The organism is Mycobacterium sp. NGS49 (genome assembly GCF_059812565.1).
In genome coordinates this window covers 1-15,980 of the sequence record NZ_JCALCX010000062.1, presented here as the reverse complement: position 1 = coordinate 15,980, position 15,980 = coordinate 1, and the positions used below count along the sequence as shown (strand labels likewise).

Here is a 15,980-nt window from a genome sequence, read left to right as displayed (position 1 = left end):
GGGGCTGGCTCGATTGCCCGGCTCCTCCTCGGGCCTTTCTGGCCCGCATCGTCGCCGGGCTAGATCCGTTCGGTGGGGGGCGATTCGGTCGACCCGGACTCCGGCGGATCCTTGGGCGGATCCTTGGGGGGATCCTGCAGCGGATCAGCGCCGGCCGGATTCGGATCATCCTCCTGCAAGTCGGGCCGCTGCGCGGGGATCTTCTCCGTCTCCGCCTCGGCCCCGGGCACCGGTGGCTCCAGCCCACTGCGACGCAGGAAGTCGGTGTCGTCGCGGTCCAGCCCGGGATCGGTCAGCGCGCTTTCGGTGCGCAGGCTGAACGAGGCCAGTACGCCACCGCCGATCAGCGCGATCAAACCGATGGCGGTGAACGTGATCGGCAGCACCCGCGACCACAAAGCCACCCGGTCGCGTTCGTCACGCGCCGAATTGACCTGCGATTCCACCGTCTCCTGCGTGGAGGTGAGCTTGTAATCGACCAGCGTCACCTCGGGCTTGAGCGCGTCGCGGGCGTAGTAGTGGTGGGCCTGCTCGATCTCCTTGACGATGGTGCCCGACACCGGATCCACCCAGAAGGTGCGCTTGGCGGTGTAGTAGCGGGTCATGGTGATCTGCTCGTTCGGCTCCCCGGGCACGCCCCACATCGCCGCGCTCGTGGTGATCTTGCCGTCCTCGTTGCCGCCGTACAGCGACGGATAGGTGATCGGGGCCACCAGCTTGCCCTCGCTGTTGACGCCCACGTTCTGGGTGAACCGGTAGGTGGACATCCCGTTGACGTCCTCTTCACCCTCGTAGTTGGCGTCGAAAGGCTTCTGCGCGATCGGGTCGAAATAGGGGTACGTCTTGCGCTCGGTGTCGAACGGGAAGCGGTAGGCCAGGCCCTCGTGGCGCAACGGCATCGCGGTGGGCGGGTTCTCGTCGCCGACACTGCGCGGCTTCTGCACGTAGCCACCGGGGTGCGATTCGTCCGACACGGCCAGCGCGGACTTGCGGTTGATGGTGACCGTGTCGACGATGGCCAGCAGCAATCCGCCGTCCTTCTGCTTGTCGCTGCGCCGAACCGAGGATCCCACCTGAAGGGTGACGACGTCGGCATTGGCCGGCGCTTCGACGCTGATCTGCTGTTGGGATACCAATGGCACGTTCTGATTGACGACGACCCGGTCACTGGACAGCGACGCCGCGTCCAGCGCGGTGCCGTTGCCCTCACTGATCAGCGTCGCATCCAGATTGAGCGGGATCTTGGCGATCCTGCTGCTGGTATAGGTCGATAACAACAACGCGGCGATCAGCAGTGCGGCTCCGAGGCCGATAGTTCCGCATGCGGCGATGCGCAACATGACTGCTCGGTTCACGTTGCCGTGACCTCCTTCTGGTCCATGAGTTCGTCCGGGGCACACCGGTCGCGACCCGCTTCGACCTGACCAGGCAGCGAGGCAAACCCGTTCGACCCTAACAGCAGGATGCATTGCCCCGGTGGACGAACCTAGGCCCAATGTACGGACCGGGCCCGGCCCGAGGTGTACCCGCGGACGCGACGAACCCGTCCAGGCAGACTGGGATCGTGATCGACGCCGAGCCGGTGGGCGGCACCCGCAGCTTCCTGCCTGCCGTCGAGGGCATGCGTGCCTGCGCGGCCGTTGGTGTGGTGGTCACCCACGTGGCGTTCCAGACGGGGCACTCCAGTGGTGTCGACGGCCGTCTGCTCGGCCGGTTCGACCTGGCCGTCGCCGTGTTCTTCGCGTTGTCGGGATTCCTGTTGTGGCGCGGGCACGCAGCGGCGGAACGAGGCCTCAAGCCCCGCCCCCGCACCGGTCACTATCTGCGGTCCCGGGTGGTACGCATCATGCCCGCGTACGTGGTCGCGGTGGTGGTGATCCTGACTCTGTTACCCGACTCCAACCACGCCAGCCTGACCGTCTGGCTGGCGAACCTGACCCTGACTCAGATCTATGTGCCGTTGACCCTGACCGGCGGGCTCACCCAGATGTGGAGTCTGTCGGTCGAGGTGGCTTTCTACCTGGCGCTGCCGATCCTGGCCTTCGCCGCGCGCCGGCTTCCGGTGCGCGTCCGGCTACCGGTGATCGCCGCGCTGGGGATGCTGAGCTGGGCCTGGGGCTGGTTGCCGCTGGCTGTGCTGGGCGGCGGACCAGGCGCCAATCCGCTGAACTGGCCCCCGGCCTACTTCTCCTGGTTCGCCGCGGGAATGGTGCTCGCCGAGTTGGTGTACAGCCCACCCGGCTGGGCGCGCCGGCCGGCCACCACGAAGGTCGGCCGCGTCGTACTGGCGGCCATCGCGGTGGCTGCCTATCTGGTGGCGGCCTCGCCGCTGGCCGGGCCGGCCGGCCTGGTCCCGAGCAGCGCCGCGCAGTTCTCCGTGAAGACCGCGATGGGTTCGGTGGTGGCGTTCGCGTTGCTGGCGCCGCTGGTGCTGGACCGGCCGGACACTCCGCACCGACTGCTGGGCAGCACGTTCATGGTGACCCTGGGCCGCTGGTCCTACGGTCTGTTCATCTGGCACCTGGCCGCGCTCGACATGGCGTTTCCGGTGCTCGGCATCTTCGCATTCAACGGCCACATGCCTGCCGTGCTGGCCTTGACGCTGTTGTTCGGCATCGCGATCGCCGCGGTGAGCTATGCGCTGGTCGAATCGCCGTGCCGGGAGGCGTTGCGCCGGTGGGAGAAACGGGAAAACAAGGCCGGCCCCCAAGATCGCGAGGCCGACGCCGTCGCGCCGTGAGGGCCCACCCCGCCGCTGGCCCGTGCAACGTCACCCCAACCGACCCCGCCACGGAATTCCGGCGCGCACGTATGCTACTGACCAGCAGACGGGCTGCAGCGCGGTCTCTTGCGGAAAGGTTTGCTGGATGACGGTCGAGTTTCGGGTGCTCGGCGACATCGAGGTTCGAGTCAACGGGCACCGGCTCGACATCGGACACTCCCGGCAGCGCTGTGTCTTGGTCGCGTTTCTCCTCGACGTCAACCGCCCCATCCCCTCGGACCAACTGGTCGACCGGGTGTGGTCCGACCACCCTCCGCGTCATTCCCGAAATGCCTTGGCAGGCTACGTCTCTCGCCTGCGCAACCTACTCGCCGACACGCCGGACGCTGCGGTCTCCCGCGAACCGGGCGGTTACGTGCTCACCGCGGATCCGTTATCCATCGACCTCTACCGTTTCCGCGCGGAGGTGGCCAAGGGGCGGGCCGAATCCGACCCCGTCCAGGCCGCAGCCCTGCTGGAGCGCGCCTTGGACATGTGGCCCGGGGAGCCATTCGTGTCTCTGGACACCCCGTGGGTGAACGATGCCCGCAACGCCTTGCAGGCCGAGCGCTTCTCGGTCGAACTGGACCGCAACGACGCCGCGCTCCGGGCGGGCCGACACGCCGAATTGCTGGTGAAGATCGCCGCGGCGCACGCGGCGCATCCGCTGGACGAACGGTTGGCCGGGCAGTTGATGCTCGCGCAGTACCGCAACGGGAGGCAGGCCGAGGCACTCGAGACCTACCACCGGATACGAGAGCGACTCGTCGAGGAGCTCGGCGTCGATCCCGGTTCGCCACTGCGTGAGGTGTACCAGCAGATCGTGACCGGAGAATCCGGCGAGGTGACGACCAGGCCGGCGGCCCGACCGGCGAACACAGCACCGGTGACCTTCGACTGGCCGCACCCCGCGCTGCTGCGGCCACCCACCAGCTTCGTCGGCCACGAGTACGAACGGGAGCGGGTCAGCCGCGCGCTGCGGGCCGGCCCGCTGGTGACGCTGACCGGAGTCGGCGGCGTCGGCAAGACGAGGTTGGCGCTTGAGCTCGCGCGCCATGAAGCGCAGCGCTTCGCCGACGGGGTGTGGATCTGTGGCCTGGGACCGCTGGAACACGGCGACACCGTCGTACACACGGTTGCGGCCAGTGTGTGGCTGCGCCAACAGCAGGGCATGGACATCGAGAAAAGCGTCATCGAATATCTGCGGGAGCGCGAGGTCCTGCTGGTATTCGACAACTGTGAGCACGTGCTGGAGTCGGCGGCCAATCTGATAGACCAGATCGTTCGGCATTGCCCCCGCGTGTCGGTGCTCGCCACCAGCAGGCAGCCGCTGGGCGTCGCGGGTGAACGGATCGTCGGAGTGGAGCCGCTTCGCCTCGAGGATGCCATCGAACTGTTCGCCGACCGCGCCGCGGCCAGCCAGCCCGCATTCAGCCTGGACAACCAGCCGGGCGGCGCGGTGGCCGAGATATGCCGACGGGTCGACTGCCTGCCGCTGGGAGTCGAACTGGCCGCGGCGCGCATGCGGATGATGAGCCCCGTTGACGTCGCGCGACGTCCGGACTATCTCAGCCTGCTGCGGGGCGGAGCCCGTCGCGCGCTGCCGCGCCAGCAGAGCCTCGTCGAGACGATCGCGTGGTCGTACCGCTTGCTCACAGCTGCCGAGCAGGATCTTTTCGACCAACTCTGCGTTTTCGCAGGCTATTTCGACGTGGAAGCGGCACACGGAGTTTGTGCCTCCCAGGACGCGGACGAGTCGGACACCCTCGAGCTGTTGAACTGTCTGGTCGACAAGTCGATGGTGGTCGTGTGCACCACCGAGGAACGGACCCGTTACTCGCTGCTGGAAACCTTGCGCGCGTACGGGCGGGAGCGCCTGGTGGAGCGCAACCTCGACAAGCTCGTCCAACTGCGACACGCCAGGTACTTCACCGAGCTCGCGGAGCAGGCCGGGGTGGGTATGCAGGGCACCCGGGAACGCCAGTGGGTCGAGCGGATGCTGCCGCACTACGACAACCTGCGCTCAGCGTTCGACCATGCGATGGACGAGCACGACACCGACCTCGCATTACGCCTCGTCGCGGCGGTGCCTGAGTTGATCGGCTGGCGCATCGGCTATGAAGTGGCCGACTGGGCCGAGCGGGTGATCGCCATCGCCGATCCCGATCACCCGCTGTTCGTCGCCGCGGTCGGGACGTCGGTCCGAGTTGCCTGGAACCACGCCGACTTCGGGCGGGCGAAGTCCTTGGCGGCGCTGGCCCGAGGTCGGGTTCCGCTGCGCGGCAGCGCGCGTGTCGTGTACCCCGCCGATGTGATGGCCGACGTCGCCCTTTTCGAGGGTGAACCGATGAAGGCCCTGGCGTACTGGGAGTCCGAGGCGGCGTGCGCGCGCCGCGAAGATGACCCCATCAGACTCTGCTGGTCACTGTTCGTCCTCGCCATCTGCCAGGGCGTGCTGCGCAATGACGACCTCGCCGTGCCGGCCGCTAGGGAGGCGATAGTCGTCGCCGAGCAGACGGGGAACCCGACCGCACAGGCGATGGCCTACTTCGCGCTCGGCTACCTCCTTCGGAAGTCCGAACCCGAACGGGCGCTGGCGCTCTTCGACGACGCCGCCAGGCTGGCCGCCGAGGTGCAGAACTTCTGGGTGTACGGAAGCGCGCTGCTGGAAGCCGCAGCCACCCGCGCCCTGTACGGCGACCCGCGTGCTGCGGCTCAGATGTTCGTTGCGGTGCTTGAACATTGGGACCGCTTCGGCGACACGACGCAGCAGTGGCTCACCCTGCGCCATGTCGTGCGTTTACTCATCCGGCTCGGCGCCTACGAGGACGCGGCCTTCCTCTACTGGGCCTTCATGAACGCGGGCAAGCCGTCTCCGCTCACCGCCGAACAAACCGACCTGTTGCTCGACTGGTTGGGCCCGGCCCGCCTGGACGCGCTCCGGGAACCGCCGGTCACCAATGCCGCCGTGGTCGCGCGGGCCCGTGCGAGCCTATTGCGGCACAACGACTTACGGCTGCCGGCCACCGTCGCCGCCGCCGGCGGCCCGGCGATCGCGGCCGAAGAAGGCGGATGACTTGGATTTCACCACACCGTGGTGCCGCCGTCGACACGAATGTCGGCCCCGATGATGTACGAGGCGAGGTCGGTGGCAAGAAAGGCCACTATTCCGGTGATCTCGTCGAGTACCCCGAATCGGCCTATCGGAACGGAAAACGGCGCATGCCCTGCGGCGGCGTCGAACTGCTCGTAGCACAACCCCATCCGCTCGATGAACTTGTCGTGGATTCCCGAGAGAATGACACCCGGGCTGACTGAATTGACCCGCACGCCGTAGGGCGCGAAGTCCACCGCCATGGCCTTGGTGAGGTGTTTGACCGCTGCTTTGGTGGAGGTGTAGGCGACCGAGTGCCGGGTACCTTCGGGTGCCTGGTTGACGATGCTGGCCGACATCGACGCCGTGTTGATAATGGACCCGCCGTGGCCGGCGTCGCGCATCAATACCGCCGCAGCTCGGTCGACCAGGAACATACCGGTCAGGTTGACCCGCAGCATCTCATCCCACTCGTCGACCGACATCTCTGCATTGTCGGTAAGGGAGATTATCCCGGCATTGCTGTGGACGACGTCGAGGCGGCCGAAGGCCTCCAACGCCGCTGCGAACATCCCATCCACCTCGGCGGGATCGCCCACATCGGCGGCGATGGCGACGGTTCGCCTCCCGTAGCGCGCCTCGATCTGACGTGCGACCGCCCTCGCATCATCCAGACGCGCGTGCACTTCCGCGACCGCGACGTCGGCCCCGAGATCCGCGAACGCCGCCGCCGTGCTCCGGCCGATGCCGCCCGCCGCGCCGGTCACCAGCGCGGCCTTGCCCGTCAGGGCGAAGCGGTCTTTCACCGGAGCAAGGTCGGCAACGGTAACGGCGTGCGTCATCAGCTGTCCTCTCAAGGAGGACGCCGGGGCGTTCGTCGTTGCAAAGGGTCTGCAGGCTACCAATCGCTCGGAACCCGATGACACCGATCATCTGGATAGGCGTCGGCGTGGGCTACGCTGATCGATGTCATGCACAGCCACGCATAGTCAGTAGACATCTGTCGATCTTGCGGGAGGCGGACGTGCCCACAGCCGCGCAACGGCGCCAGTCGGCACGGGAACCGAGAAAACAGGACACGCGCGACAAGATCGTCGAGGCCGGCGTGCAGGTGTTCAGGAAGCGCGGATACCAGCAGACGACGGTCGACGAAATCGTGCGGATCGCCGGGGTCAGCCGGGCAACCTTCTATCTGCATTTCAACGGGAAGCCGGAGGTCGCGATCGCGATCGGCACGGCCGGGTTACCCGACCTGATCGGGTTGCTCAGCACGTTGGCCACCATGGACAGGCCCACGCTTTCCGAGGTGCGCTCGTGGATGGACAGACTCGAGCGCCTGTGGCGGCGCTACCAGGCCTCTTGGAATATCGGATTTGCCGCCAGCGTGACCAACCGGGCCTTCGCCAAGCTGGACCGCGAATTGTGGGAGACCCTGCTGGTCGCGCTCGGCCCACTGTGGATGGAGCGGAAAGAGCCCGATCGCGGCATGAGACGAGCCCGCCTGATGGTGTTGCTGCTCCAGCTGGTCATGGTTATGTTGCAGATATCCGAAAAGCGTCTGCCCATCACCAGGGGCGACCTGCTCGACGCCCTCGCGGGACTGTGGCACTACGAGCTGACGCTTTCGTCATAACCCCGCCGCCGGATCAGATCACTCCGCTGACATTTCGACCCGCTTGCACCGCTTCCAGGACGGTGCGCAGCGCGTCGGCGCTCTGCTGCCAGGAGAATTCGGCGCTGCGCACCTGAGCCTTGGTGCCCAGCTGCTCGCGGAACACGTCGTCGGACAGCAGCTGTTCGAGCCGGTCCACCAGCTCGGCACGGCTGTCGACCAGCACTCCGGTGACGCCGTCGATGATCGAGTCGGACAGACCACCCGACGACCGGTAGCCGATGGTGGGCACACCGTGCTGGCCGGCCTCGACGACCGCCAGGCCCCAGCCCTCCTTGCGCGACGGCAGCAGCTGCACCCAGGAACTCTGCAGCACCTGATGTTTGGTCAGGTCGTCAACATGGCCGTGGAAGGTTACCGCTCCGGAGATGCCGAGTTGACGCACATGCTCGACGAGCCGCTCGCGCCACCACCCGCCACCGACGACGTCGAGGTGCAGGCCCGGGATGCGCGACCGTAGTTCGGCCACCGCGTCCAGCGCGTCCTCGATCTGCTTGTGCGGCACCAGCCGGGACAGCACCACCACTCGCGGGGCGGCCGAGCGCGGGCCGGACAAAGTCTGCGGCGGCGCCTGGTCAAGACCGTTGCGTACCACGGCGATGCGCTCGTTGTCCACCCCGAGCGCGACCAGATCACGCGCTGACGGCAGCGATACCGTCACGTACTGGTTGGTCCGGTGCAGCCGCGGAGACAACGCCGATTCCACGCACCAGCCCACCCGGGACAGCACCGGGCCGGCGACCGGCCACTGCTCGCGGTGGCAGTGGTGGACCAGCACCACCGCCCGTCGGCCGTACAGCAGCCGGGCCAGGAACGGGAGTCCGTTCTGGGTGTCCACGACCACGTCGGGCCGGGCACGGCGGAGCGGACCCAGCCCGATTCTGGCCGCACCCATGGCCAGCATCGCCCAGATGTAGACCGTGTAGCGCCCGCCGGCCCGGGTGATGCGGACGCCGTCGACCATTTCGTGACGGGATGCCCCCGGATAGCGGGCGGTCCTGAGCGTCACGTCGATGCCCGAAGCGGCCAGCTGCGCGCCGATGCGCTGCAGATAGGTCTCGCTGCCGCCGCCCTGCGGGTGCCCGGTATCGCGCCAGCACAGCAGCAGGACGGAACGGAGGTCAGACATTGGAGACCAGCGTAACGGGCTTTCATGCGGCGAGACGTGCGAGCCCTGCGGGCCCGGTTGTCCCCCAATTGGGGGACAGCGGTGTCCCCCGCGAAAGGAACCGATCGGTGGACCCTATGGAAATGATTTTCATATTCAAATATCCAAGACGTCGGCTCAAGAGCGGAGGACCAGCTGTGGCCATGACTAGCGGCGGTGCCGGGATAGGTGCGTCATGACGACGCCGGTGTGGATGGCGGTTCCTCCGGAGGTCCATTCAGCCATGCTGAGCAGCGGGGCGGGGCCCGCGTCGCTACTGGCGGCGGCGACCCAATGGTCGTCGCTGAGTGCCGAATACGCTGCGGTGGCAGCGGAATTCGCCGGTTTACTGGCGACGGTCGAAGCCGGCGCATGGCAAGGCCCTACCGCCGACGCCTTCGCGGCCGCCTGTCAGCCGTACCTGGTGTGGCTGGCACAGGCGAGCGCCGCCAGTGCAACAACCGCCGCCCGGCACGAAACCGCGGCCGCAGCCTACGACGCCGCGCTTGCCGCCATGCCGACCCTGGCGGAGTTGGCCGCCAACCATGCGGTCCACGGAGTCTTGGTGGCAACCAATTTCTTCGGGCTGAACACCATTCCGATCGCGCTCAATGAGGCCGACTATGCGCGGATGTGGGTGCAGGCGGCTACCACGATGGCGAGCTATCAAGCGGTTGCCGAGACGGCGGTGGCGTCGACTCCGCACGTCCCACCCGCTCCGCCGATCCTGAAATCCCCGGACTCCGGAGACGGCGATTCTGGTGGGGCCACCCCGATCGACAATGCCATCGCGGAGTTACTGAAGATCATCAGCGGCGGTCGTATCATCTGGGATCCTGCCGCCGGAACCCTCAACGGGCTGCCCTATGACTCCTACACCAACCCCGGCCAGGCGATCTGGTGGCTGGCGCGCGCCCTGGAGTTCTTTCAGGACGGCGAACAATTCTGGGAACTGCTGTTCACCAATCCGGAAGCCGCCATCGAGTTCCTGCTCAACATCCTGGTGTTCGATCTGCCGACTCACATCCTGCAGATCGCCACCTGGCTGGCTCAGTCTCCGCAGCTCTTGGCCGTGGCGCTCGGACCAGCGGTGGCCGCCGCGGGCGCAGCGACGGGCTTAGCCGGTTTGGCCGGCCTGGCCGCCGGACACGTCGTCACGGTCCCCGTCGGCGCATTCGACGGCGCTCCGCCGGTGCCGACGATGGCGACGGTCGGCGGCACCGCGCCGACCGTCGCCACGGTTTCCGCAGCCGGACCTGCCCCCACGACGCCGGCGACCGCACCTGCTGGGGCCACGACCGTCGCCGCGCATCCGTCTCCTCCCCCGCCCGCCGCCGTCGACTTTCCGCCTTTCGCCGGTCCTGGCGTTGGTTACGACAGCGGGGCGTCGGCCCGCGCGCGGACCAAAGAGCCGGCTTCCGATTCAGCGGCAGCATCGGCAGCTGCGGCCGCACAGGCTTCGGCCCGAAACGAAGCGCGGAACCGTCGGCGACGACGGACGGCAGTCAAAGAGCGTGGACACCATGACGAATTCGCGACTCTGGAAATGGGTTTCGAGCCGCCTATATCGGAATCCGACCAGCAGGTGGCAAGCGCATCGGAGCGGGGAGCCGGGCCGCAAGGTTTCGCCGGAACGGCAACAGCGCGCAGCCAGACGGTCCCGGCGGCCACCGGCCTGGTCACACTGGAGGGCGATCAGCTCGGCGAGGGTCCTACATTGCCGATGCTGCCCGGCACCTGGACCAGCGGCTGAACGCAGTCGTCGCGCGCTCAGTCGCTCTGACGGGCCGCAACCCGATGTAGGTCGGCAGTGGGGTGGCGGGCGGCCGCCTTGGGCTTCCGGGTTGTCGACCTCGAGGTCGTAGGGTGTCCCCCGTGGCGGTGACCGACCTGTTCGCGCGACGGGCAACGCTGCGCCGGTCGCTGCGGCTGCTGTCGGAATTCCGGTACGAGCAGTCCTATCCGGCCAGGTTCTACGGTGCCCTGGCCGCCGATACCGCGGCCATGGTGGACGCCCTCTGGCTGGCCCTGCGCGGTGAATCGCCGGCCGGCCGCATCCTGCTCGACGTCGGCGGCGGACCCGGATACTTCGCGTCCCGGTTCAGCGATGCCGGTGTCCGCTACATCGGCGTCGAGCCGGACTCCGGCGAGCTGCACGCCGCCGGCCACGTCCGCTCCGAGGCTCCGGGCGGCACTTTCGTCCGGGCATCGGGCATGGCCCTGCCGTTCGCCGACGACTCCGTCGACATCTGCCTGTCGTCCAACGTCGCCGAGCACGTGCCACGGCCCTGGCAACTGGGCAACGAAATGTTGCGGGTGACCAAACCGGGCGGACTGGTGGTGCTGTCCTACACCGTCTGGCTGGGCCCGTTCGGCGGTCATGAGATGGGCCTGACGCATTACCTCGGCGGTGCCCGCGCCGCCGCGATGTACGAGCGCAGACACGGCCGTCCGGCGAAAAACAACTACGGATCGTCGTTGTTCGCGGTGTCCGCCGCAGACGGCTTGGACTGGGCCCGCGCTACGGGGTGCGCCGCCGCGACTTTCCCTCGCTACCACCCGCGATGGGCGTGGTGGGTGACCTTTGTACCGGTGCTGCGCGAGTTCGCGGTGAGCAATCTGGTGCTGGTCCTCTCGCCCCGATAATGGAACATGTTCTAATCTCGCGCCGGCTTGGGTAGGGTGGCGCCCATGAGCCTGCTCGCGACGGTGCGGGGCGGAGCCAAGAGGAGGAGCGGCCAACAATGACGACGATTAAGAACGACCCGACGACCAAGAGCGACACGACCGAGTACGACAAGCTTTTCATCGGGGGCAAGTGGACGGAACCGGCGACCTCCGAGGTGATCGAGGTGCACTGTCCGGCCACCGGCGAGTACGTCGGCAAGGTGCCGCTGGCGACCGCGGCCGACGTCGACGCCGCGGTCGCCGCGGCCCGCGCCGCGTTCGACAGCGGCCCGTGGCCCACGACGCCGCCCAGGGAGCGCGCGGCCGTCATCGCCAAGGCGCAGCAACTGCTCGAAGAGCGCAAGGAGCTGTTCGCCAAACTGCTCGCCGACGAGACCGGCCAGCCGCCGATGACCATCGAGACCATGCACTGGATGGGCACGATGGGAGCGATGAGCTTCTTCGCCGGCCCGGCCGTCGACCAGGTCAAGTGGCGCGAGGTCCGCAACGGCTCCTACGGGCAGACCATCGTCCACCGCGAGCCGATCGGCGTGGTCGGGGCGATCGTGGCCTGGAATGTGCCGCTGTTCCTGGCGATCAACAAGCTGGGTCCTGCGTTGCTCGCGGGCTGCACGGTGGTGCTCAAGCCCGCGGCCGAAACACCTTTGACCGCAAATGCTCTGGCCGAGGTGTTCGCTGATGCCGGGTTGCCCGAGGGCGTGCTGTCGGTGGTGCCCGGCGGTATCGAGACCGGACAGGCGCTGACCTCCAATCCGGGCGTCGACCTGTTCACCTTCACCGGCAGCTCCGCGGTGGGCAAGGAGATCGGCAAGCGCGCCGCGGACATGCTCAAGCCGTGCACCCTGGAGCTGGGCGGCAAGTCGGCGGCGATCGTGCTCGAGGATGTCGACCTGGCCTCCGCGGTCCCGATGATGGTGTTCTCCGGGATCATGAACACCGGGCAGGCGTGTGTCGGCCAGACCCGCATCCTGGCGCCGCGCTCGCGCTACGACGAGATCGTGGAGGCGGTAAGCGCTTTCGTGCAGGCGCTGCCGGTGGGGCCGCCGTCGGACCCGAACGCGCAGATCGGTTCGCTGATCTCGGAGAAGCAGCGCGCACGGGTCGAGGGCTACATTGCCAAGGGCATCGAGGAGGGCGCCCGGCTGGTATGTGGTGGCGGTCGCCCCGAGGGGCTGGACAACGGCTTCTTCGTGCAACCGACGGTGTTCGCCGACGTCGACAACAAGATGACGATCGCGCAGGAGGAGATATTCGGGCCGGTGCTGAGCATCATCGGTTACGACACCGAAGAGGATGCCATCAAGATCGCCAACGACTCGGTGTACGGGTTGGCCGGCAGCGTGTGGACGACCAACGTGCCCAAGGGAATTGAGATTTCGGAGAAGATCCGCACCGGGACCTACGCGATCAACTGGTACGCGTTCGACCCGTGCTGCCCGTTCGGTGGCTACAAGAACTCCGGCATCGGCCGCGAGAACGGCCCCGAGGGCGTCGAGCACTTCACCCAGCAGAAGAGCGTGCTGATGCCGATGGGCTACACGCTCGAGAGCTAGCCCCCTACCCGCGAGCGTGAAGCTGGCCTCACGCTCCGCGGTCCTAGGGTCCTAGCGGCCCGAGAACCGGGCCTGCCGGCGCTCGATGAACGACTGCACGCCCTCGGCGGCGTCCTCACTGGCGAACAACGCGGAAACGTCGGGGCGCAGCCGTTCGATCGCGGCGGCCTCGCCCTGGCTGCGGGCCAGGTGGGCGGAGGCGAGGGTGGCCTGCACGCCCAGCGGCGCGGCGCGCTCGGCAATGGTCTGAGCAATCTGCCGCGCAAGCGTTAGTCCCGCCGCGGCGTCGTCGGCGACCTCCTGAACCAGTCCGATGCGGTGTGCCTCCGCGGCGCCGAATTCGTCGCCGGTGAGCAGCCAGCGCATGGCATTGCCCCAGCCGGCCTCGCGGGGCAGGCGGATGGTAGCGCCACCGAACGGGTAGATGCCGCGCTGCACTTCGAGCTGGGTGAACCGGGTCCCCGCGGCAGCGATGCGGATATCCGCGGCGAGCAGCAGTTCGATGCCCAGCGTCATGCACCAGCCATGAGCGACAGCGACCAGCGGCGTGGTCCAGGCGCCGTCCAGACGCCAGGGGTCGCGGCCATCCTCGGGCACCGGCGATTCGCCGGCGGCGATACCGGGCCCCACGTCGACCAGGTCCAGCCCGGCGGTGAAATGGTCACCGTGGGCGAACAGCACCCCGGCCCGCACATCCGGGTCTGATTCCAGCAGCGCGTAGGCACGCGACAGCTCGGTCAGCATTTCGCGGTCGAACGCGTTGCGCTTGTGGGGGCGGTTGAGGCCGATCAGCAGGACGTGGCCGTCGCGCTCCAGGGACACCGTGTTGGTCATGGCAAGAGTGAACCGCACTGCTATGGATTATGCAATAGTGCATAGCCTTCTTCCGCTCTTCATAACAGGTTGATAGCGAGCAGTTGCTTACTAAGAAGCCACATTATATGGTTGCTAGCATATTCCCGGGCCGTGCCCCGGCTCAGGAGCGCAACACACCTGCGGGAGCAGCCATGTGGATCATCGAGCTCAACATCGCCGGCCTTACCTTCACCCGAGAGATGCCTGACCTGCGTCGCCGGCCGATTCGGTTCAGCCCGCGCCACCTGCACTGGCCCGCAATCCGCCACACACACCAGCCCCCACACGCCGCATGACAGCAAAGACGACAAAACGGGTCAGCACCCGGGACAAGATGCTGGTCAGCGCCGTCCGGGTGATGCGGGAACGCGGCGCAGCGGGCGTGACCATCGACTCGGTGCTCGCCCGCAGCGGCGCCCCGCGCGGTTCGGTGTACCACCACTTTCCTGACGGGCGTAACCAGATCCTGATCGAGGCGCTGCGCTACGGGGGCGACTCCATCACCGCCACCATCGACGAGGCGGTCGACCGGGGCGCCAAGGCGTTGCTGCGCGAATTCATCGAGTTCTGGGAACACTTGCTGACCGAGTGCGATTTCGCCGCCGGATGTCCGGTGGTCGCGGCCGCGATAAGTTCGGCCGACGAAGAACTCGAACTATCCACCGAAGCGGGCTTGATACTGGGCCGCTGGTGCACCGCATTGGGTCGGGCATTCGTCACCGACGGATTCGACGATGCCGACGCCGCCTCGCTGGCGGTGATGTCGATTTCCGCACTGGAGGGCGCAATCGTGCTGTGCCGCTCCACGCGCAGCGTCGTGCCACTGCGGCAAGTCGGCGACCAGCTCGAATTCCTGATCAAAGCAAGGGAATTCGTTCGTCGAAATGGGCTGGACAAGAAGCGCGACGGCTGAGGGCATTCTCCGGCCTCCTTTTTCTCCGAAACCCGCTATGCGCTGTGTCGATCGCGTTAGGCTCGCGCCTGAAGTCAAGGGCGCCTGTCGGGAGGTAGTCGGATGTCGTATGTGTTCGCGTCAACAGAGTTCCTGAATGCGGCGGCAGCCGATCTGGCGAATTTGGGTTCGTCGATAAGCCAGGCGAATGCGGCAGCGGTAATGCCGACTACGGAAGTATTGGCAGCGGGCGCCGATGAAATCTCAGCGGCGATCGCCGCCGTATTCGGCAGCCATGCTCAGCGTTATCAGGCGCTGGGCGCGCAGGCGGCGAGCTTCCATCAGCAATTCGTAAAGGCAATGGCCGCAGGGGCCAACGCCTACGCGACTGCCGAGGTGGCGAATCTCGGGCCACTCCAACCGTTACTCGACGTCATCAACGCGCCGACCCAGGCATTGCTGGGCCGCCCACTGATCGGTAATGGCGCCGACGGAACGGCGCTCAGCCCGAACGGCGGTGCCGGCGGCCTGCTCTTCGGCAACGGCGGCAACGGATTCAACGGCGGCGGCGGCAGGGGCGGGGACGCCGGGCTGATCGGTCACGGCGGCAACGGCGGCTCCGGCAACGCCGCTTCACCGCTGGCACCCGCCGGGGCGGGCGGAGCCGGCGGCGCCGGCGGTTGGCTGTACGGCAACGGCGGGGCAGGTGGGGCGGGCGGATCCATCGTTCAAGGAAACGCCGCAGTCGGCGGAAATGGCGGTCGCGCCTGGCTGCTGGGCAGCGGCGGGTCCGGCGGTGCCGGCGGCGCCGTCACGGGGCTACTCGGAAGTGCCGGGGGCGGCGGCACCGGCGCGGCCGGCGGTTTCCTGTGGGGCAACGGCGGCGCCGGCGGCGCCGGCGGTAGCGCGCTCACGGCCGGCACCACCGCGACCCCGGGTATCGGCGGCAACGGCGGCAACGCCTTCCTGTTCGGCGACGGCGGCGGCGGTGGGAACAGCGGCATCGGCGCCACCGAGGGCTTCGGCGGGAATGGCGGCAGCGCCGGGCTGCTGATCGGCAGCGGTGGTGACGGTGGTACCGGATACGTCGGCGGCTTCGGCGGCCTCGCCGGCCGGGCGGGACTGCTGATCGGGGATGGCGGCAGTGGGGGCAGCGGAGGTGCGGGGGTGAACGGCGCTAACGGCGGGCTCTTGTTCGGTAACGGCGGCGATGGCGGCAGCGCTCTAACCAGCACCAGCGGTGACGGCGGTTTCGGCGGTCGCGGCGGGGACGCCGGGCTGATCGGCACGGGCGGCAACGGCGGGTGGGGCGGCTCGG

Annotated in this window: 12 protein-coding genes; 8 read left to right on the top strand and 4 right to left on the bottom strand. The window is 67.8% G+C overall.

The features are described from left to right. Nucleotides 1-59: 59 nt before the first annotated feature. Nucleotides 60-1,355 carry a cell envelope lipid trafficking protein PgfA gene (gene pgfA, locus AC5Y7D_RS30055; RefSeq protein ID WP_499929701.1) on the bottom strand — a complete coding sequence of 432 codons (1,296 nt, stop codon included), beginning with the start codon at nt 1,353-1,355 and terminating at the stop codon, nt 60-62. Between the two features lie 140 nt (nt 1,356-1,495). Between pgfA and AC5Y7D_RS30050 the strand changes: the two genes are divergently transcribed. Together AC5Y7D_RS30050 and AC5Y7D_RS30045 are read left to right on the top strand one after the other, a co-directional pair. Then, nucleotides 1,496-2,740, top strand: a complete 1,245-nt coding sequence (locus AC5Y7D_RS30050; RefSeq protein ID WP_499929699.1) for an acyltransferase family protein — start codon at nt 1,496-1,498, stop codon at nt 2,738-2,740. Between the two features lie 127 nt (nt 2,741-2,867). Further along, nucleotides 2,868-5,837, top strand: a complete 2,970-nt coding sequence (locus AC5Y7D_RS30045) for an ATP-binding protein (protein ID WP_499929698.1) — start codon at nt 2,868-2,870, stop codon at nt 5,835-5,837. A gap of 8 nt (nt 5,838-5,845) precedes the next feature. Here the strand turns inward: AC5Y7D_RS30045 and AC5Y7D_RS30040 are convergent, their stop codons facing one another. Further along, on the bottom strand, nt 5,846-6,697 hold the full coding sequence (locus AC5Y7D_RS30040) for an SDR family NAD(P)-dependent oxidoreductase (RefSeq protein WP_499929696.1): 852 nt from the start codon (nt 6,695-6,697) through the stop codon (nt 5,846-5,848). Between the two features lie 182 nt (nt 6,698-6,879). Between AC5Y7D_RS30040 and AC5Y7D_RS30035 the strand changes: the two genes are divergently transcribed. Further along, nucleotides 6,880-7,488 carry a TetR/AcrR family transcriptional regulator gene (locus AC5Y7D_RS30035; protein ID WP_499929694.1) on the top strand — a complete coding sequence of 203 codons (609 nt, stop codon included), beginning with the start codon at nt 6,880-6,882 and terminating at the stop codon, nt 7,486-7,488. Between the two features lie 13 nt (nt 7,489-7,501). Here AC5Y7D_RS30035 and AC5Y7D_RS30030 read toward each other — a convergent pair whose 3' ends face one another. After that, complete coding sequence (locus AC5Y7D_RS30030; protein WP_499929692.1) at nt 7,502-8,656, bottom strand: glycosyltransferase family 4 protein; 1,155 nt, start codon at nt 8,654-8,656, stop codon at nt 7,502-7,504. 214 nt (nt 8,657-8,870) lie between these two features. On the opposite strand from AC5Y7D_RS30030, the gene AC5Y7D_RS30025 reads away from it, so the two are divergent. From AC5Y7D_RS30025 to AC5Y7D_RS30015, 3 genes are all read left to right on the top strand, one after another. Continuing rightward, nucleotides 8,871-10,427, top strand: coding sequence for a PPE family protein (locus AC5Y7D_RS30025; protein WP_499929690.1), 1,557 nt, complete (start codon nt 8,871-8,873; stop codon nt 10,425-10,427). A 122-nt stretch (nt 10,428-10,549) separates the two neighbouring features. Further along, nucleotides 10,550-11,320, top strand: coding sequence for a class I SAM-dependent methyltransferase (locus AC5Y7D_RS30020; protein ID WP_499929688.1), 771 nt, complete (start codon nt 10,550-10,552; stop codon nt 11,318-11,320). Nucleotides 11,321-11,418: 98 nt separating this feature from the next. Further along, nucleotides 11,419-12,915, top strand: a complete 1,497-nt coding sequence (locus AC5Y7D_RS30015; protein WP_499929686.1) for an aldehyde dehydrogenase — start codon at nt 11,419-11,421, stop codon at nt 12,913-12,915. Nucleotides 12,916-12,966: 51 nt separating this feature from the next. On the opposite strand, the gene AC5Y7D_RS30010 is transcribed toward AC5Y7D_RS30015, so the two are convergent. Next, the gene (locus tag AC5Y7D_RS30010; RefSeq protein ID WP_499929684.1) at nt 12,967-13,749 is read right to left on the bottom strand and encodes a crotonase/enoyl-CoA hydratase family protein; all 783 of its coding nucleotides are present in this window, start codon (nt 13,747-13,749) and stop codon (nt 12,967-12,969) included. A 313-nt stretch (nt 13,750-14,062) separates the two neighbouring features. Between AC5Y7D_RS30010 and AC5Y7D_RS30005 the strand changes: the two genes are divergently transcribed. Together AC5Y7D_RS30005 and AC5Y7D_RS30000 are read left to right on the top strand one after the other, a co-directional pair. Continuing rightward, nucleotides 14,063-14,683, top strand: a complete 621-nt coding sequence (locus tag AC5Y7D_RS30005) for a TetR/AcrR family transcriptional regulator (RefSeq protein ID WP_499929683.1) — start codon at nt 14,063-14,065, stop codon at nt 14,681-14,683. Nucleotides 14,684-14,785: 102 nt separating this feature from the next. Then, on the top strand, nt 14,786-15,980 hold a 1,195-nt coding region (locus AC5Y7D_RS30000), incomplete at its 3' end, for a PE family protein (RefSeq protein ID WP_499929681.1).